Genomic DNA, 18,080 nt, shown 5'->3' on the forward strand with positions numbered 1-18,080 from the left:
GGAGGGTGACTGTATATGACTAGTAAAGCTAAAGAGCTGAGTGTGGAAGCGCTTGGAGAAGAATTAATCGGGATACGCCGTCATCTGCATCGGCACCCGGAACTGTCGAACGAAGAATATGAGACAACAAAATATATTATTTCCCTGCTGGAGCGGGCAGGAGTCAGGGTCGTAGATTACGGTCTGTCTACCGGAGTGATCGCAGAAATTGGGGGCAAGCAGCCCGGTCCGGTCATCGCGCTGCGCGCAGATATCGATGCCTTGCCAATCCAGGAGGAAACTGGAGCAGCTTATGCTTCGTTGTATCCCGGCAAAATGCATGCCTGCGGACATGATTTCCATACGGCTGCCTTGATCGGTGCCGCCTATCAATTGAAGCAGCGAGAGGGTCAGTTACTAGGAACGGTACGCCTGTTGTTTCAACCGGCTGAAGAGAAGGCGCAAGGGGCACAGCGGATCATTGCTAGCGGGGCGCTAGAAGAAGTCCGGGCAGTAATCGGGCTGCATAACAAGCCGGAACTGCCAGTCGGAACGATCGGTATTACGGCGGGCCCTTTAATGGCAGCGGCTGACGGGTTTGTGATTGAAGTGCAGGGTGGCAGTTCTCATGCTGCCGTTCCAGAAGCTGGGATAGACCCGATTGTAGCTGCTTCGCATATCGTGACTGCATTTCAATCCATTGTAAGTCGCAATGTCAGTCCCCTACAAAGTGCGGTGGTCAGTGTGACGCAGATTCACAGCGGAAATTCATGGAATATCATCCCCGAAAAAGCCGTGCTTGAGGGTACAATCCGTACCTTTGATGAAACGGTGCGCAGCAAAGTACTTGACCGCTTTCGGGAAGTGGCGACTGGTGTGGCAGCTGCTCTTGGAGCTAAAGCCACTGTCCGCTGGATCGAAGGGCCGCCTCCGGTCATCAACGACGCCGCCTTAGCGGCGTTAGGGGTAGAGTCGGCTGAAGCTCTTGGCTACCGAGCGGTCAAACCAGAGCTTTCACTGGCCGGAGAGGATTTTGCCTTCTATCAGCGCGTGGTACCGGGATTATTCGTCTTTATAGGTACTGAAGGAAGCCAAGAATGGCATCATCCAGCCTTCAATCTGGATGAACAGGCACTGCCTGCGGCAGCACGTTTCCTTGCGGATGCGGCTGTACGTTCCCTTGAGTACTACAATTCCGGTGGAGGTGCAGAATTATAGCTGAACATAAGAGTTACGATGTAATTATCGTAGGCGCAGGCTCGATGGGCATGAGCGCTGGTTACAATCTTGCGAGGCGCGGAGTGAAGACGCTACTAGTGGATGCCTTCGATCCTCCACATACACAGGGCAGCCATCACGGGGAATCCCGGCTGATCCGGCATGCTTACAGCGGTGATCCCGCCTACATTGATTTAGCTTTGCGGGCAGATACACTATGGAAAGAAGCGGAACAGTTGAGCGAAACAGAACTCCTTGTCCGCTCAGGCGTGTTGAATCTCGCGGATAGCACAGTGTATTCCTTCAACGGTCGACTCGAAGAAGCGAAGAAACGGAAGGTGCTGGTCCATCATATGGATGCCGAAGAGATCCGGCGGCGCTGGCCGGCATTGAACATACCGGAATCATTCGCGGCAATGTATGAACCAGATGCCGGATATTTGTACAGCGAACGCTGTATTTCCGCCTACCGTCAGCTTGCCCTTGGACATGGTGCGGAACTGTTGACGAACACTCCAGTAGTGAATGTCACCGCTCGCGAAGGCAGCGTTACGGTTCATACGACAAATGGCGATTATCACGGAGCGGCAGTTATTCTTAGTGCCGGAGCTTGGTTTGGCAAATTGGCACCTTTTATACATTTGCCGATTAAAGCAATCCGCAAAGTTGTGGGCTGGTTTGAGAGCTCCCCTGCTTTTGCTGCTGGTAATTTCCCTGGCTTTACGTTAGGAGCAGAGGAAGGTGGCTATTACGGATTTCCCAGCATTGATGGAGCTGGCCTGAAGATCGGCCGGCATGATACAGGGCTGGAATGGAAGCCGGGTACACAGCTTTCCCCGTTCGGCAGTGAAGCCAGCGATGAGGGTGATCTCCGCAAGGTACTGGAGTCTTACATGCCCGGTGCAGCTGGTCGATTGCTAAAAGGTTCTGCATGTAAATATGAGCATACGCCTGATGAAGATTTCATTATAGACTGCCATCCGCTCCATTCCAATGTGCTGATAGCTGGAGGGTTTTCGGGGCATGGTTTTAAATTTTCTAGTGTTGTGGGTGAAATACTGGCTGACTTAGCGATCGGCGGAGTTACAACTCATAACATCCAGCCTTTTTCGTTATCTCGTTTCGCACCACCGGATCATTCGCGAACAAGTCTTATATTGGAGGGGATTTAATGAGCAGAGTTCAAATCAGTGATTATCTAAGGACGTATCATCAATTAGTAAAGTCGACCGCCGGGTTAACGGAGGAACAACTGAAATGGAAGGCAGAACCCGCCAGTTGGAGTGTGACTGAAGTACTGACTCATCTGGCTGATCACAGCATCGTAGTTTCGTTCCGCATTCGTGATATTCTCGCTGCTACGACTGCACAGCTTCCAGTCTTCAATCAGGATGCTTGGGTCAGCGGTCAGTACGCCAACAGCGGCAATGCTTCCGACAATCTGGAGCTGTTCCGCAGCCTGCTTTACTATAACAGCCTTTTGTTTGAACGGCTTAGCGAAGAAGATTGGGAGAAAAGCGGAATTAATTTCAAGGGGGAGACCGTGAAAATTTCCGATATCGTGCACGGCTTCACTGGACATGTGGAGAGACATCTTGGCCAGATCGAGCGAATCAAACAAGGCGCAGCTAATGCATCGTTTGTGCAATGATTGCTTCCGAAGTCAGTTTTGCATGAAATGAAATCTAGGAAGCGTATGCTCACAAAACTTTTAGGAGGAATGAACATGACCAAACCAAGACAACTGAAGCTGGGTGCACTGCTGCATGGGGTAGGAGGCAGCACGTCGATGTGGCGCCATCCAGATGCCAAACCAGATGCCAGTGTAAACTTTGAATTATACAAAGAGTGGGTACAGAAGGCAGAAGAAGGCAAGTTGGATCTGATCTTCATCGCAGACGGTCTGTACATTAATGAAAAGTCCATTCCTCATTTCCTTAACCGGTTTGAGCCGCTGACTATTCTTAGCGCACTCGCAGCCGTCAGCACTAACATCGGTTTAGTTGGTACCTTGTCTACCTCGTACAGTGAACCATTTACCGTAGCGCGTCAATTCGGCTCACTGGATGTAATCAGCGGCGGCCGGGCCGGCTGGAATGTGGTGACTTCACCTCTGGAAGGTTCTGCGTCAAATTACAGCAAAAAAGAGCATCCTGACCATGGCAAGCGCTACCGCATTGCCACCGAATATTTGCAGGTGACACGCGGACTATGGGATTCTTGGGAGGATGATGCGTTTGTACGAGACAAGGAATCAGGTGTATTCTTTAATCCACAAAAAATGCATACCCTGGACCATCAAGGAGAGTTCTTCTCTGTGAAGGGACCGCTGAATATTGCTCGTTCGAAACAGGGGCAGCCTGTCGTATTTCAGGCAGGATCCTCGGAAGTCGGTAAGAATTACGCCTCCAAGGAAGCAGATGCTATCTTCACTGGACACGAAACGCTAGAAGATGCCCAAGCATTCTATAACGATGTTAAGAAACGGGTAGCTTCGTTTGACCGGAATCCGGATGAAGTGCTGATCTTCCCTGGAATTGCTCCAATCATCGGTGACACGCCGGAGGAGGCAGAGCGCAAGTACCAGGAGGTTGCTGGCCTTGTAACGATTGAGAATGCACTGAACTACTTAGGCAGATTCTTCGAGCATCATGATTTCTCGCAATATCCGCTGGATGAGCCGTTCCCTGAGCTTGGCGAGTTGGGGCGCAATAGCTTTCAGAGCGGCACGGATAAAATCAAAAAGGATGCGAAGGAGAAAGGCTTGACGCTTCGACAGGTTGCCTTACAATCGGCTACACCACGCAGCAGCTTCATTGGCACACCGGAGCAAGTAGCTGATCAGATTCAATCTTGGTTTGAGAGTGGTGGGGCAGATGGATTTATGATCGCGGCTGCCGTCCCTAACGGACTGGAGGAATTCATCGATCGGGTGGTGCCGATTCTGCAGGAGCGGGGTTTGTTCCGCACTGAATACGAAAGTGACACGCTGCGTGGAAACCTCGGCATACCGTTGCCGGAGAACCGTTATTCCAAAGCTTCTCAGCCAGCAGGGCAAATTTGACGGTTGATCCAGTATTCGCAATCCACCAAAACTCGAATATTGCGGAGATGATGCATTACGTCGGCCAGCTGCAGGATGAAATGATTGAATACCGTCGTGATTTGCATGCCCATCCGGAGCTACTGTATGATGTCGTCCGCACTTCTAATAAAGTAGCAGAATTGTTAGAGGAGTGGGGGATCACAGTACGGAGAAATGTCGGCAAACATTTCGGAATGGGAGTGGTCGGCCTCCTGCAAGGCTTAGCAGACAATGGCAATAGTGGGCCTACTCTTCTTCTTAGGGCAGATATGGATGCCCTGCCGATACAAGAGTGCAATGAGTTGCCTTACAAGTCAGTCAATGACGGCATCATGCACGCCTGTGGCCATGATGCCCATACCGCTATGCTGTTGGGGGCTGCCCGAACCTTGGCAGCCTTCCGGGAGCGATTGATGGGTACGATCATTTTCGTCTTCCAGCCAGCTGAGGAAGGCGCGGTCAAGAGTCCGCTTGATGGAAGATTACTCTCAGGCGGCCGCGATCTCATTGAGGATAACGTGCTGGAAGGTGTCGACTATGCCTACGCGCTACATGTCATGCCAGAGCTTCTGGTAGGAACGCTTGGTATTCACCCTCATGATGCCATGGCAGCGTCAAGCCATTTTAAGGTGGAATTTCAGGGGACATCCGGTCATCATAGTGCTCCGCACAGAGCTGTAGATGCGATCCAGATGGCGGCACGATATATAGGAGAGATTAACGGAATGATGGCTAATCGAATCGATCCGCAGGAGGCGGCGGTGTTGGCCTTCGGAACGTTGCAGGCTGGTACTGCTGTTAATGTGATCGCTGAACACAGTGAACTGACAGGAACGTTCAGAGCGTTTACCAAGACGACGGTAGCTGCAATTACAAATGGTTTACAGCGCCATGCTTCAGCTATAGCTGAGTCTTATGGAGGGAAATACAAGCTGGAGCTGCGTGAAGGAATTGCAGTAGTGAACAATGCGGAAGCGGTGCAGCAGGTGCTTCATGCAGCCCGTGCAGTTCTAGGTGAGGATCAGGTAATACTTCTGGAGCAGCCAAGTCTGGCTGGTGAGGATTTTGGTTGGTATCTTGATAAAGTTCCTGGTGCCTTCGCCTTTATCGGTTGCGGCAATAAGGAGAAGGGAATTCTCCATGCTATCCATCAGCCACAGTTTAATATCGATGAAGCGATGCTAGGTCATGGTGCGAGGATACTGGTTAGACTCGCAATACAGCATAATGGATCGGCCAGCGGCAAACAAAAGTAAAAGGTACCCCAATGGGATACCTTTTACTTTTGTTTAGGCTTGTCAACTCACCAGAAATACGTTCCGAATGTGTAACCGTTTTTCCCAAAGAATGTTATCTCCCCGCTTGTCACGCTCTCAGGAATGTCAAAAAACATGCCTTGTTTACCCGAGATATCATAGGTGTGAGTTACTCTCTTATCATGAACTTTGTAACTTACCTCGAAATGACTGAATTGCTTCTTAAGACCTTGATCGAACATACCGACACTAACGAGTTGTCCGCTCCTCTTCACTTGGACGTCGTCTCCATCATCCCCCATGCCTAAATCCATACTCCAGTCCAAACTCCCGTTTTTTAAACGATCGACGTATTTCAACGTAAGCGATTCTACGCCATCTTCCTCTTCGATATGTAAGAGTACAGCTGTATATTTATCAATAATCCGAGAATCCAGAACTGGGAGTCCGCTCAAAATAGCAAATTCAGTTAACTCCTGCTCTGTTATTGCCTCTCCTGAGGGATCATCCATCTCGATAGGTTTCATTCCTAGCCAATCTTCCCACTCCTCAGGAGATTCGAGTTCAGCACGAAAGTCATCATCCGTGGTAATGATCGCTGTTCTAGTTGCTACATCCCAATCAACGGAGATCCCGATTCGTTCGGCAATAGCACGCAATGGAACCATAATATCACTGCCGGAGAGATAAGGTGTAGGACTCTTCCAATTGATCCAAACATCAGAATCCTCTATATCTTCGTTGTAATCGCTAAACATATAATCACTTTTATCCGGATAAATAGAAAGTGCTCCATTAAAATGTGAAATAAACACATGTGGATAAGGGTTATCTATAAACTTCGTAATATCGGCTTGAATGTCGGGATGCTCAAAAATGTGGGTTGGAACGAAGGTTTTTCCCTCTATTAAAGTAGGCAACTCATCTTGAAAGGAAAAGTTTATGCCATTAATTGTAACGGAGGGTTGGATTGCAGAACGTTGGATAGAATCGGATAACTTCGGTACAACAGAAGCCGATGCGAAGATCGGAGTCGAATTGGAAGCTGATAAGAAAAGAATAAGTAATACGTTCATGAAGCGGCGGTTGTGCATGAATACAATTCTCCTTTTTTTGTTTATCACTTTAATAATCAAATCAATATCCTAAATATACCATGTGGAGATTAGTATAGGGGATTCTTAGCACAAGGCTTAAATCGAGTAGTTTTTTCTTAACAGGATCATTAGTTTGACATTATGCAAGCACTTCACTATACTTATTATAGTGACTTACTTAAATATATTGAATCGACAAATCATAAATGAATTCTAACTTCTTAAAGAAAAGAGGGTAATCATGGAACAATATCGGATCAATGCAGACAACGGCTTAGAGTTTGGACTTTATACATTAGGTGATCATCTAGCGAACCCTGAAACTGGGAGCCGAATATCTGCCAAACAACGCATACGTGAAATTATTGACTTGGCTCAATTAGCGGAGCAAGCAGGAATTGATTTTTTTAGTGTAGGAGAGAGTCATCAAGAGTATTTTGCTACTCAGGCGCATACCGTTGTGCTGTCAGCTATTGCACAGGCTACTAAGAAAATGAAAATAGGTAGCTCATCTACGATTATAAGCACCTCTGATCCGGTTAGGGTGTACGAAGATTTCGCTACAATTGATTTGATCTCAAATGGTCGAGCTGAAATAATAGCTGGCCGTGCCTCTAGAGTGGGGTTATATGAACTATTGGGCTATGATCTTAATGATTATGAGGAATTATTTGAAGAAAAATTCGACTTGTTATTAAAGATAAATGAAAACGAAGTTATGAATTGGAAGGGAGAATTTCGTAACCCTCTCAAAAATGCAAGAATCCTCCCCCGTCCTGAGGGAAACTTACCGATATGGAGAGCTGTAGGGGGAACTTCTGCCAGTGCGATCAAAGCAGGCATTGCAGGTGTTCCTATGTTTTTGGCCCATTTAGGGGGTCCCGCAGTCTTGTTTAAAAGATCCATTGATGCTTATCGTGAAGCTGCAAGCCAGAACGGATTCGATCCGTCGAAGCTGCCTGTAGCGACTGCTGGATTCTTTTACGCGGATGAAACAACACAGAAGGCACAAAGAGCCTATTATCCATATATAAACGAAGGAATGAAATTAACCAATGGACGTGGTTTTCCTAAACAGGCGTTTGCTCAAGGAGCCGATCCGCGCGATGTTATGAATATTGGCAGCCCACAGGAAATCATTGAAAAAATTCTATATCAACATGAACTCTTCGGCCATCAACGATATATCGCACAAATGGATTTTGGTGGCGTACCTTTTGAAAATTTAATGAAAAACATAGATTTAATCGGTTCTGAAATTCTACCAGCTATTAAAAAATATACGGCAAAAAAATAAACTCCAGGAGGTCAGAATTATGAAAATCGTAGCATTATCAGGGTCAAAGATAGGATCGAAAACCAGAATCGCTATGAATTACACAATAAATTCGTTTCATGAAAAATACAAAGATGCAGAAGTTACGCTTCTAGATCTGGCGGAGTATGATGTTCAATTCAGTGATGGTCGCAATTATCTGGAATACGAAGGGGACACCAAGTACGTAATTCAAACGATCATGGAAGCAGATGTAATCGTAATCGGAACGCCAATATTTCAAGCTTCCATCCCAGCAACACTAAAGAATATATTCGATTTAGCACCCGAAAAAGCATTTCAACACAAGGTTGTAAGTATGCTCGTCACGGCAGGTTCTGCACGTCACTATCTGGTAGCTGAGCAGCAATTGAAACCGATATTGGCCTATATGAAAGCGCAAATTGTTCAAACGTATGTATTTATAGAAGAGAAGGATTTTTATCGAAAAGAAATAGTAAATGATGATGTGCTATTCCGTATAGACCGCTTAGTGGAAGATACCTATGTACTCTCTGAGACCTATGCCAAAATTCGAGAGGCTGAAGAAGCTAAATATGGTTTCTAAGAAAGATCGAAATAGGCTAACATTTCGCAAACTAGTTACTATTTTCCAAATAACCCTTCATCCTTTAGGATGAGGGGTTATTTGTACAATTTCGTTCCAATAAGGCTCCAAGCTGTTCTGCTAATATTTGATAGGTTACTGGTCTTTCGTTCGTGAACCACCATTCAACTACACCTACATACGAAGAAGCTACAAATTGTACGACTAGATCCTTATTTAAACCTTCGTTTTTACCCTTTGTGATATCCACTTCGTCTTTGAACTCTTCTATAAGAAATTCCAGAAAACGACTCCGGAAGAAAGGGGCTCCTTTACTAGCTAACATCATGGAGAAAAAGGCATAGTTACTCTCAAAGTATTCCGTCCAAATCACAGACCCCGTTACAAAATCCAAATCAGAGGCTGCTTCACATCTTTCACGAAGTTCATTGATATGCTTCTCGATAAGCTTATCAAGAAGATCATACTTATCCATATAGTGAAGGTAAATAGTACCACGGCTCACGTTTGCTTTATCAGAGAGTTCCTGGAGGGTTATATCATCAAAATTTTTCACAGTCATTAGTTCAATGACTGCTGTCTTCAAGGCTTCTTGTGTTTTTAAGATTCTTCGATCGACTTTAGACAATTTGCTCACCGAACTTTCTTTATTCATCAACAAAAGAGTAAGAATTCATTATATAACATACTATAACGAGCTCATCAATGGGACATCTGTTTATAAATTTATATAAAAGAATCGCGAATACGCAGTAGGAAATAAACAATTTCGATGGTTTTGTTTATTAATGTACAAAACGCATCAAATTAACAATTGGCACCAAATTTAATCTGATTATAATAATAGACATGTGATCATTATTGTAATTATGCGTATTAAATATTCGTCACAACTACTCATGTGCTAAGTATTCCAGCAGCAAAATCGGAATATGAAGTTTAGGAGGAAATGATTATGAACAATCGCACATGGCTTATCACCGGTGTGAGCAGTGGTTTTGGTTATGAGATGACGAGACAGCTTCTTGAAAAGGGCAATAAGGTTATCGGTACTGTTCGTAAAAAAAGCAAGGTCGCTGACCTCATTGAGAACTATCCCGAAACCTTCAGTTGCGAGATTCTAGATGTGACCGATTTTCCTGCCATTCGAAATCTTGTCGATAGATCTTTTGAAAAGTTTGGACGAATCGACGTTATCATAAGCAATGCTGGTTATGGACTTTTCGGGGCTGCAGAAGAACTCTCTGACGACGAGGTTAATCATATCATTGCCACGAATCTAACGGGGTCCATCCAGCTTATTCGTTCAGCTATCCCGCATTTGCGCACTCAGGGTGGTGGACGCATTATTCAGATCTCCTCCTATGGCGGGCAGATCGCCTTCCCAGGAAATTCAATGTACCATGCGACCAAGTTTGGGATAGAGGGCTTTTGTGAGTCCGTTGCTCAGGAGGTTGAAGCTTTTAACATCGGTATTACATTGGTGGAGCCGGGAGGAGCCCGTACCGAGTTCCGTTATGGGAGCGCACAGGTAACGAAACTCATGACAGAATACGAAGGCAACCCAGCGCATAACTTTTTGAACATGCTGGACGCTTCTAAGAGTTTAGCTCCTGGAGATCCTGTGCGGATGGCTGCCCGAATCATAGAAAGTGTTGAATTAGAACCGGCACCGATACGAATGATACTTGGATCTCATGTACTGGCAAGCACGATTTCGACCCTCAAAGCTCGTGTTGCCGACTATGAGAAGCAGACTGAACTGGCAGCTTCTACTGATTTTCCAGCGGGAGAGTAAGAGGATCGCAGGGCTCTAATAAACATTAACTATAGGCAGAAAGTAGGAATGAACGATGAAAAATGAACAACTTAGTAGCAGCACTATTTTTCCTTTAGGGGAAAAGGTTAAAGCAAACTTTACGGGTGACGCTTATTTGCAAATGGTGTTTACAGATCCGAAGCCGCATAATACCGCAATTGGTAATGTAACCTTTGCTCCAGGCGCACGCAATAACTGGCATGCTCATCAGGTTGGACAAGTTCTGTTAGTCACTGGTGGAAATGGCTGGTATCAGGAAGAAGGAAAACCTGCTCAATTGCTCGAAATAGGTGATGTGGTCAACATTCCAGCTAATGTGAGACATTGGCATGGCGCGACAAAGGATAGTTGGTTTGTTCACTTGGCTATGACTCCAGGCGAAACAGAATGGTTTGAAGCTGTCGAGGATGAATGGTTTGAAGCACTGTAAGAACTAAAACTCATTTAAACATAGAAATGGAGGCTTGCTTTATGGAATATATCAAATTTGGAAATACGGGAATGGACGTCTCTCGGATTTGCCTTGGTTGTATGAGCTTTGGAAAAGTGCTGCCTGGAGGGCACCAATGGGTGCTCGATGAGGAGAACAGTCGTCCTATCATTAAAAGAGCGCTTGAGCTCGGCATCAATTTTTTTGATACAGCTAATATTTACGCAAGTGGTTCCAGTGAAGAGATTATCGGACGTGCGCTTAAGGACTATGCGAATCGGGATGAAATTGTACTTGCCACGAAGGTCTGGGGCCAGATGCGTCCAGGTCGTCCTAATGGTGGTGGGCTTTCTCGAAAAGCTATTATGAGCGAAATAGATAACAGTTTGAAGAGACTTGGGACCGATTATGTGGATCTCTATATCATTCACCGCTGGGATTATAACACACCCATTGAAGAAACCATGGAGGCCTTGCATGATGTGGTGAAGTCTGGAAAGGCTAGATATATCGGTGCGTCTGCTATGTATGCTTGGCAATTCCAAAAAGCATTACATGTGGCCGAGACAAATAGCTGGACTCGCTTTGTATCCATGCAAAATCACCTTAATCTCATCTACCGAGAAGAGGAAAGGGAAATGATGCCGCTTTGTCAGGATCAAAAAATTGCGGTAACTCCTTATAGTCCTCTGGCATCAGGAAGATTGATTCGCGATTGGTCGGAAACAACACGCAGATCCGAAACCGATCTCATTCAAAAATCAAAGTATGATTCAACCGCTGATGTAGATCGATTAATTGTTGAGCGAGTAGCGTCGTTAGCAGAGAAACGAGGCGTACCACGTACTCATATCGCACTTGCATGGCTGTTGCAAAAAGCTTCTGTAGTTGCTCCAATTGTGGGCGCGACGAAAATTGCTCAGCTCGAAGATTCAGTAGATGCTCTAGCGGTGAAATTATCACCTGAAGAAATTTCATTCCTTGAAGAGTTGTATGTTCCACATCTAATAGTTGGAGCTCAGTAATGAAGACTGTTAAGCTTGTCACTTAAACGTAGACCTTTTCGCCGTCTTTGTGCATTCGAATATTAAAATAAAGCCGATGATCTAAACCAAAAGATCATCGGTTTTTTGTTTGCTTAATAAGATAACGGACCATGTATCTCTTAACGTAATTCACTTGGAGTCCGTTGTTTAATCTGTTTAAATACTCTGTTAAAGGTACGGATATTAGTGAAACCGCATTCCAGTGCGATATCTAAAATGGATTTGTCTGTGGTCAGCAGCAGCTGTTCTGCTTGGTTGACTCGGATGTTGCTAAGGTATGCAATATAGCTCATACCCGAAAGACTCTTGAAGAAGCGGGAGAAATAAAAGAGGCTCATATTGGCTTGCCTTGCGGCGTCAGCAAGTGTGATGGGATGCATGTAGTTGACGTCGAGGTATTCAAGAACCCCTTGCATAATCTTCATGTTAGTGATGCGCCTTTTATCTTTCTGTGGATTAATCTTATCCAAGGGAACATGCCGTAAAATGAGTCCGCTCCACTCGTGCAAAAGGCCAATGATTACCTGTTCATGATATTCCAGCTTCTGATTATATTCGTCCATAAGTTCCTGCAGGATCTGAGAAAGACGGTTGTTGATACGCACTTCTTCTTCTCGTATAGCTCGTTTCTCCATAAATGGGGAAGTCAGCCTCACATTCAAAGGCCATCCACCAGGAAAACCGATTAATGAAGGATTGAATATCACCATCATTATCTTGGAGCTGCTGTCTTTACTGTCATAGTAGTGGATGTCTCCGCTGCTGCATATAGCCATATCTCCCGCTTTCAAGATCCTCGTTTCGGAGTTAATTCCCATCCGAATTGAACCTTCAAATACATAGACTATCTCAAGATCGTTATGCCAGTGGGCTAGAAAATCAATATCATTAGACATTATTACAGTGAAGGGGAAAGTCGAATGGTAAGTTCTATTTTCGTGAAAGGCTTTCATGAGATCTCCTGTTCATGTGGTTTGAATTTTAGGTTCACCTCTAAAACTTAGCAAAAAATGACCATTCCTACAAGTGAAATGGCGAGCACACCTCTCTGATCTGGATTACAATTTCATCAGATGGACGAAAGGTTGATTACATATATAAAGGAAAAGGAGATTGCAGGATGACGAAGAAAGCATTGATTGTAAAAGGTGGATGGGATGGGCATGAACCAAATGAAGTAGCCGCAATTTTTGCTGGCATTTTAGAGGCTGAAGGCTTTGAAGTTGAAGTGTCTGATACGCTGGAGAGCTTCAACAGTGCAGAGAAGCTTACGGATTTAAGCCTTATTGTACCGGTATGGACCATGGGAGAAATCAGTAATGATCAGGTATCCTCAGTTCTGAAGGCAGTAGCTTCTGGAGTAGGAATTGCCGGTTGTCATGGAGGGATGTGCGACTCTTTCCGTAACAATACAGAGTGGCAATTTTTGACCGGGTCACAATGGGTAGCACATCCATTTAACGATGGGGTAGAGTACGAAGTTAATATCGTACATTCTGGCTCCAGTCCCATTGTGGAGGGTATCCAAGACTTCAAGGTGAAATCGGAACAATATTATTTACATGTAGATCCTGCAGTGGATGTCTTGGCAACAACTACGTTTGTAATGAGTGAGGGTGAGCATTCAGCAAATGGTGTCATCACGATGCCCGTTGTATATACGAAGAAATGGGGAAAAGGGAAGGTTTTCTATAATTCACTTGGCCATCATGCAGACGTTTTCGATATACCGGAAGCCAAGGAACTGATGCGAAAAGGCTTTTTGTGGGCGGCTAACTAAAACTGAGATAAGGTGGGAATGATCTTGCGCAAAGTGAAGGTAGGTATAGTCGGCTGCGGTAACATCAGCAGCATTTATTTTGAAAATTTGAACGGGACTTTCGTTAATACTGAGGTTTATGCTTGTTCCGACTTGGATAAAGGTCGTGCAGAGCAAGCGGCGGAGAAATATGGCGTTCCTCATGTATGGACGACAGAACAATTACTTGCTTCGGAAGAGATTGAAATAGTCGTTAATCTAACAACGCCTAATTTTCATTTTGACGTGTGCAAGCAAGCCTTGCTAGCTGGCAAGCATGTGTATGTGGAGAAGCCCTTATCCCTTTCCCTTGAAAATGGCACTGAGCTAGTTCGTCTGGCGAAGGAAAAGAACCTGTTCCTTGGCTGCGCACCAGATACTTTCCTTGGAGGCGGTCTACAAACCTGCAGTAAGCTGATTGCGGATGGTTATATCGGGGAGCCGGTGGCAGCAACTGCCTTTATGCTTTGTCATGGACATGAAAGCTGGCATCCTGATCCAGAATTTTATTATAAAGCCGGTGGAGGACCCATGTTTGACATGGGACCCTACTATCTAACTGCGTTAGTATCTTTGCTAGGCCCAGCTAAAACAGTATGCGGCATCACTAAAACCTCCTTTGCTCATAGAACGATCACGAGCGACAAAAAGTTTGGCAAAGTCATTGATGTAGAGGTGCCCACACATGTTGCTGGAACGATTGAGTTTGACAGTGGCGCTGTGGCAACCATGATTACCAGCTTTGATGTTTGGCACAGTACTTTACCGAGGATCGAAATCTACGGATCGCAAGGAACCTTGATCGTACCGGACCCTAACAACTTTGGAGGGCCGATCCTTTTACGCCCAGCACACAGCTCGGAATTCCAAGAGATCCCACTTATCTACAATTATGCAGATAATAGTAGAGGCATAGGAGTAGCAGATATGGCACACTGCATCGACACGGGGGAGACTCCTCGTGCAAACGGAGAACTCGCCAATCACGTACTTGAGATCATGCATGCATTCCATACAAGTTCCGATTCTAAGCAATATGCTCAACTGGTAACCAGCTGCGAGCAGCCCAAGCCATTGCTGCTGGGCTTAGTCAAAGGGTATTTAGAGTAGTAATTTCCCAGAACAAATACTAAATGTATGCTGCAGATAATCAGCTTTCAAAAAGGGTAGAAGACAGATCTTTAAGTCTTCTACCCTTTTTGGTTTGATGAATCGCAGCATACACCAAATCTTCACCATACACTTACCAGACAGGTCTTGATCTCATAGTAGATTTATCTTCATTTGCTTTATATACAAGTGTTGTTAAATCATCTTTGAGCATCTGCAGTCGTTCAGTACCTATGATTTCAATCCAACGTTGCTCAATCTCAGTTAGTATTTCTTCTTTTGCTTTCACTGCTAACCAACCTCGCTCAGTCAAAACAATGATTTTTCCTCTCTTGTCGGTGGGATGATTTTCGCGAATTACATAACCACTTTTCTCAAGATAATCTACCATTTTACTTACGGCTTGCTTCGTAATTCCTAAATATTCGGCTAATTCTATACCTGTTGCTCCGTTTGGAGCAATACACTTAAACATAAAACCATGTACAGGTCTAATATCTGCAAATCCTAATTCACGCAATCTATCATGTAGTTCATTAATTGATGTACTAAAGGATAATGATAAAAGTGTTGTCAGATCCAATTCACTAAAGACTTCCTGAGTCATACATAAAACCTCCTTAAATAAAGTCAACTTAGTTGACTTTGTACGAAATACATTGTACTATGCGAAAAGTAGTCAATCAAGTTGACTATATTTTGTGTTGTGAAAGAAAAAGGAATCACTGAAACAGAATTAATAAATTATGGAGGGTTCTCATGACTAATATTGTTAAAGTTAGAGCAAGTGTATTTATTCCAACACCGTGGACTGATCCTAGGAAGGATGAAGCAACAGGAAACGTAATCCATTTTGAAGGTGACTCACGTGAATTCACACCCTATGCTGTCAACGCTATGCGCTCCAGAGTGGAACAAGAAGTAGTTGTAGATTTTTACAAAAAAGATATTTTCACATATGCAAATACTGGTATTACAACAGAAAGAGTCACTACTCCAGATGGTTCTGTTAATAAAAAAACAGGAAAAGCTACTACAGAAGGTATTTTGTGCACTGATATTGTGTGGGGCTCTGAAGACGTTAGGTTTCAAATGAGTGCAAGTGCTAGCAATCCATTAAATGCATTTGCACCTCCAGTTGACTATCTTTTAATAGTTCATATTCAAAAGGATGGTACTGTCAATATGCAAGGAGCACATGATGGATTTCCTTGTTTTGAATTTTATAAACAAGTGAACTTTGGAACGTTCGAACAAATTTATACACATGATTACAGAGTAACTGGTGATACTCCTGAAGCTATGGCTGGAGAAATGGAGTATAGCTTCAAAAAAATATTATAAACAACATTAGAGTGTACATCAGGAGGAACAAGGAATGACAACCGTTTTATTTGTAAAAGCAAACAATCGACCAGCAGATCAGTCGGTAAGTGTTAGATTATTTGAAGCTTTTTTAGCGAGCTATAAAGAATCACATCCAAATGACACTGTAGTAGCGCTGGATTTATACAATGAGGAATTGCCTTACGTAGGTGCAGATATGATTAACGGAACATTTAAGTCTAGTAGAGGATTAGATTTAACAGTAGAAGAAGCAAAAGCAGTAGCTGTTGCTGATAAGTATTTAGATCCATTCCTTGCAGCGGATAAAGTCGTATTTGGGTTCCCTTTATGGAATTTAACCATCCCAGCTGTACTACACACATATATTGATTACTTAAACCGCGCAGGCAAAACATTTAAATATACGCCAGAAGGTCCAGTAGGGCTTATTGGAAATAAAAAAATAGTGTTATTAAACGCAAGTGGTGGTGTGTATTCTGAGGGACCAAAAGTTGATTTAGAGATGGCTGTTAAATATGTAACAAGTATGATGAACTTCTTTGGTGTGAAAAATATAGAGACTATTATCATTGAAGGGCACAGCCAATTCCCTGATAAGGCAGAAGAGATTATTGTCGCAGGGCTTGAAAAAGCTGTTAAAGTATCAAGGACGTTCTAATTAACCAAGCGTGTATCAGTCTATATAGGGCAGTACCAACACTTTTATAGCGGTGGTGCTGCTTTTTTATTCGCCTATTTCACTATTTTTGGGGAGTACGTAAAGTCGATAGAAAGAAGGATTACATTACAATGGAACGTTTATGGACAAAAAACTATATCATGCTGACCCTTACAGCTTTATTACTATTTAGTGGATTTTATTTACTAATGCCAACATTGCCTATGTTTATCAAACAACTAGGTGGAAGTGAATCTCAAGTTGGATTAATAATTGGAGTGTTTACAATATCGGCAGTAATTTTTCGTCCTATTATTGGAGGATTAATGGATCGGTTTGGTCGACGTGCATTTATAATAAGCGGATTACTTTTTTTTGCTATAACCATGTATTTTTATGATTGGGTGACAGGCATTATATTTTTAGTAATATTACGTATCCTTCATGGAGTCAGCTGGGCAGTTGCTACAACTTCGATAGGAACGGCTGTGACTGATGTTATTCCACAATCTCGTCGTGGAGAAGGAATGGGATGGTATGGACTAGCAATGACATTAGGTATGGCGTTAGGACCAATCATTGGTCTTTGGGTAACAAAATCTTATTCATTTCATTACCTATTTCTTCTATGTACAGCATTAGCTTTGATTGCATTCATACTTGGATTTGGTGCAAAAATTCCAACAGTACAAAACACATCAAAAAAAACAATATCATTTTATGAAAAAACAGTTTTACCTATCGCTATCGTTACATTTTTCTTATCATTTACTTTTGGTGGTATTACAACTTTTTTACCACTGTTTGCGGCAAATATTGAAGTTAACACGGGTACTTTTTTCTTAGTGTATGCAGTCACACTTACAGTAATTAGACCACTTACAGGGAAGATATCCGATAAGTATGGGGAAGGGGTCATTATTGTACCTGCTCTTTTCATATTGATAGTCGCACTATTCGTCCTAACAATGACTAAAGGAATTGCTGGAGTGGTTATTACAGCTATTTTGTACGGAATTGGATTCGGATCAGCTCAACCAGCGCTTCAAGTAGCGATGATTCGATTAGCCCCACCAGCGAAAAGAGGTGTAGCGAACGCTACATTCTTTACTGCTTTTGATTTAGGAATTGGTTTAGGAGCTATACTACTTGGATTTGTTTCACAGCTTATGGGATATCAGATGGTATTTATTACTTGTGCTATATCTGGGTTTATTAGTCTGGTGCTTTTTATATTGATTGTAAAAAAGACACTAAAAACAACCTGAACCTTCGTTATCAATAAGACAGTAAACTTGATTTCATGGGTTTATATGATAGGATTTTGGATGAGGCAAGGCTCTATTAAGATTAA

Annotated in this window: 19 protein-coding genes; 15 read left to right on the plus strand and 4 right to left on the minus strand. The window is 43.7% G+C overall.

Going from position 1 to position 18,080, the window contains the following annotated elements:
- The first annotated feature begins 15 nt into the window (after positions 1-15).
- The 5 genes from NST34_RS15690 to NST34_RS15710 all read left to right on the plus strand — a co-directional run bounded on the left by NST34_RS15690 (position 16) and on the right by NST34_RS15710 (position 5,538).
- Complete coding sequence (locus NST34_RS15690) at positions 16-1,197, plus strand: amidohydrolase (protein WP_341128228.1); 1,182 nt, start codon at positions 16-18, stop codon at positions 1,195-1,197.
- On the plus strand, positions 1,194-2,369 hold the full coding sequence (gene solA / locus NST34_RS15695; RefSeq protein ID WP_341129551.1) for an N-methyl-L-tryptophan oxidase: 1,176 nt from the start codon (positions 1,194-1,196) through the stop codon (positions 2,367-2,369). The genes NST34_RS15690 and solA overlap by 4 nt, the downstream gene beginning before the upstream one ends.
- Positions 2,369-2,848 (plus strand): DinB family protein, encoded by a 480-nt coding sequence (locus NST34_RS15700; protein ID WP_042188306.1) that lies wholly within the window; start codon positions 2,369-2,371, stop codon positions 2,846-2,848. Before solA ends, NST34_RS15700 begins: the two co-directional genes overlap by 1 nt.
- Before the next feature lie 75 nt (positions 2,849-2,923).
- Complete coding sequence (locus tag NST34_RS15705; RefSeq protein WP_341128229.1) at positions 2,924-4,261, plus strand: LLM class flavin-dependent oxidoreductase; 1,338 nt, start codon at positions 2,924-2,926, stop codon at positions 4,259-4,261.
- Positions 4,258-5,538: a M20 metallopeptidase family protein gene (locus tag NST34_RS15710; RefSeq protein WP_341128230.1), complete on the plus strand. Its 1,281-nt coding sequence runs from the start codon at positions 4,258-4,260 to the stop codon at positions 5,536-5,538. Before NST34_RS15705 ends, NST34_RS15710 begins: the two co-directional genes overlap by 4 nt.
- A gap of 47 nt (positions 5,539-5,585) precedes the next feature.
- Here NST34_RS15710 and NST34_RS15715 read toward each other — a convergent pair whose 3' ends face one another.
- Complete coding sequence (locus NST34_RS15715; RefSeq protein ID WP_341128231.1) at positions 5,586-6,632, minus strand: stalk domain-containing protein; 1,047 nt, start codon at positions 6,630-6,632, stop codon at positions 5,586-5,588.
- Between the two features lie 244 nt (positions 6,633-6,876).
- Between NST34_RS15715 and NST34_RS15720 the strand changes: the two genes are divergently transcribed.
- Together NST34_RS15720 and NST34_RS15725 are read left to right on the plus strand one after the other, a co-directional pair.
- The gene (locus tag NST34_RS15720; protein WP_076299756.1) at positions 6,877-7,932 is read left to right on the plus strand and encodes an LLM class flavin-dependent oxidoreductase; all 1,056 of its coding nucleotides are present in this window, start codon (positions 6,877-6,879) and stop codon (positions 7,930-7,932) included.
- Between the two features lie 19 nt (positions 7,933-7,951).
- Positions 7,952-8,518 carry an NADPH-dependent FMN reductase gene (locus tag NST34_RS15725; RefSeq protein WP_042188313.1) on the plus strand — a complete coding sequence of 189 codons (567 nt, stop codon included), beginning with the start codon at positions 7,952-7,954 and terminating at the stop codon, positions 8,516-8,518.
- Positions 8,519-8,582: 64 nt separating this feature from the next.
- Here NST34_RS15725 and NST34_RS15730 read toward each other — a convergent pair whose 3' ends face one another.
- Positions 8,583-9,146 carry a TetR/AcrR family transcriptional regulator gene (locus tag NST34_RS15730; protein WP_341129552.1) on the minus strand — a complete coding sequence of 188 codons (564 nt, stop codon included), beginning with the start codon at positions 9,144-9,146 and terminating at the stop codon, positions 8,583-8,585.
- Positions 9,147-9,473: 327 nt separating this feature from the next.
- Between NST34_RS15730 and NST34_RS15735 the strand changes: the two genes are divergently transcribed.
- The 3 genes from NST34_RS15735 to NST34_RS15745 are packed head-to-tail and all read left to right on the plus strand — an operon-like array spanning position 9,474 to position 11,792.
- Entirely contained in the window at positions 9,474-10,316 is an 843-nt protein-coding gene (locus NST34_RS15735; RefSeq protein ID WP_341128232.1) for an SDR family oxidoreductase, read from the plus strand.
- A 55-nt stretch (positions 10,317-10,371) separates the two neighbouring features.
- Positions 10,372-10,767, plus strand: a complete 396-nt coding sequence (locus NST34_RS15740) for a cupin domain-containing protein (RefSeq protein ID WP_341128233.1) — start codon at positions 10,372-10,374, stop codon at positions 10,765-10,767.
- 41 nt (positions 10,768-10,808) lie between these two features.
- A complete protein-coding gene (locus tag NST34_RS15745; RefSeq protein ID WP_341128234.1) occupies positions 10,809-11,792 on the plus strand; it encodes an aldo/keto reductase in 984 nt (327 codons plus the stop codon).
- 140 nt (positions 11,793-11,932) lie between these two features.
- On the opposite strand, the gene NST34_RS15750 is transcribed toward NST34_RS15745, so the two are convergent.
- Complete coding sequence (locus NST34_RS15750) at positions 11,933-12,709, minus strand: AraC family transcriptional regulator (protein ID WP_339302308.1); 777 nt, start codon at positions 12,707-12,709, stop codon at positions 11,933-11,935.
- 224 nt (positions 12,710-12,933) lie between these two features.
- Between NST34_RS15750 and NST34_RS15755 the strand changes: the two genes are divergently transcribed.
- Both NST34_RS15755 and NST34_RS15760 read left to right on the plus strand, forming a co-directional pair.
- Complete coding sequence (locus NST34_RS15755) at positions 12,934-13,593, plus strand: ThuA domain-containing protein (RefSeq protein ID WP_076299763.1); 660 nt, start codon at positions 12,934-12,936, stop codon at positions 13,591-13,593.
- Between the two features lie 24 nt (positions 13,594-13,617).
- Positions 13,618-14,721 (plus strand): Gfo/Idh/MocA family protein, encoded by a 1,104-nt coding sequence (locus NST34_RS15760; RefSeq protein ID WP_341128235.1) that lies wholly within the window; start codon positions 13,618-13,620, stop codon positions 14,719-14,721.
- 133 nt (positions 14,722-14,854) lie between these two features.
- On the opposite strand, the gene NST34_RS15765 is transcribed toward NST34_RS15760, so the two are convergent.
- Complete coding sequence (locus NST34_RS15765; RefSeq protein WP_076286766.1) at positions 14,855-15,328, minus strand: MarR family winged helix-turn-helix transcriptional regulator; 474 nt, start codon at positions 15,326-15,328, stop codon at positions 14,855-14,857.
- Between the two features lie 152 nt (positions 15,329-15,480).
- Between NST34_RS15765 and NST34_RS15770 the strand changes: the two genes are divergently transcribed.
- The 3 genes from NST34_RS15770 (at position 15,481) to NST34_RS15780 (ending at position 17,994) form a co-directional block, all read left to right on the plus strand.
- Complete coding sequence (locus tag NST34_RS15770; protein WP_149645641.1) at positions 15,481-16,065, plus strand: DUF3238 domain-containing protein; 585 nt, start codon at positions 15,481-15,483, stop codon at positions 16,063-16,065.
- 34 nt (positions 16,066-16,099) lie between these two features.
- Positions 16,100-16,726 (plus strand): FMN-dependent NADH-azoreductase, encoded by a 627-nt coding sequence (locus NST34_RS15775; protein ID WP_341128236.1) that lies wholly within the window; start codon positions 16,100-16,102, stop codon positions 16,724-16,726.
- A 131-nt stretch (positions 16,727-16,857) separates the two neighbouring features.
- Positions 16,858-17,994: an MFS transporter gene (locus tag NST34_RS15780; RefSeq protein WP_076286764.1), complete on the plus strand. Its 1,137-nt coding sequence runs from the start codon at positions 16,858-16,860 to the stop codon at positions 17,992-17,994.
- The last annotated feature ends 86 nt before the right edge of the window (positions 17,995-18,080 follow it).

The organism is Paenibacillus sp. FSL H7-0714, from assembly GCF_038003765.1.
GTDB lineage: Bacteria > Bacillota > Bacilli > Paenibacillales > Paenibacillaceae > Paenibacillus_AQ.

Bases quoted from the DNA above. Each gene is read 5' to 3' on its own strand.
- NST34_RS15765 (WP_076286766.1), bottom strand. From the start codon at position 15,328: ATGACTCAGGAAGTCTTTAGTGAATTGGATCTGACAACACTTTTATCA.
- NST34_RS15755 (WP_076299763.1), top strand. From the start codon at position 12,934: ATGACGAAGAAAGCATTGATTGTAAAAGGTGGATGGGATGGGCATGAA.
- NST34_RS15775 (WP_341128236.1), top strand. From the start codon at position 16,100: ATGACAACCGTTTTATTTGTAAAAGCAAACAATCGACCAGCAGATCAG.
- NST34_RS15690 (WP_341128228.1), top strand. From the start codon at position 16: ATGACTAGTAAAGCTAAAGAGCTGAGTGTGGAAGCGCTTGGAGAAGAA.
- NST34_RS15735 (WP_341128232.1), top strand. From the start codon at position 9,474: ATGAACAATCGCACATGGCTTATCACCGGTGTGAGCAGTGGTTTTGGT.
- NST34_RS15715 (WP_341128231.1), bottom strand. From the start codon at position 6,632: ATGCACAACCGCCGCTTCATGAACGTATTACTTATTCTTTTCTTATCA.
- NST34_RS15770 (WP_149645641.1), top strand. From the start codon at position 15,481: ATGACTAATATTGTTAAAGTTAGAGCAAGTGTATTTATTCCAACACCG.
- NST34_RS15705 (WP_341128229.1), top strand. From the start codon at position 2,924: ATGACCAAACCAAGACAACTGAAGCTGGGTGCACTGCTGCATGGGGTA.
- NST34_RS15725 (WP_042188313.1), top strand. From the start codon at position 7,952: ATGAAAATCGTAGCATTATCAGGGTCAAAGATAGGATCGAAAACCAGA.
- NST34_RS15750 (WP_339302308.1), bottom strand. From the start codon at position 12,709: ATGTCTAATGATATTGATTTTCTAGCCCACTGGCATAACGATCTTGAG.
- NST34_RS15780 (WP_076286764.1), top strand. From the start codon at position 16,858: ATGGAACGTTTATGGACAAAAAACTATATCATGCTGACCCTTACAGCT.
- NST34_RS15745 (WP_341128234.1), top strand. From the start codon at position 10,809: ATGGAATATATCAAATTTGGAAATACGGGAATGGACGTCTCTCGGATT.
- NST34_RS15700 (WP_042188306.1), top strand. From the start codon at position 2,369: ATGAGCAGAGTTCAAATCAGTGATTATCTAAGGACGTATCATCAATTA.
- NST34_RS15720 (WP_076299756.1), top strand. From the start codon at position 6,877: ATGGAACAATATCGGATCAATGCAGACAACGGCTTAGAGTTTGGACTT.
- NST34_RS15740 (WP_341128233.1), top strand. From the start codon at position 10,372: ATGAAAAATGAACAACTTAGTAGCAGCACTATTTTTCCTTTAGGGGAA.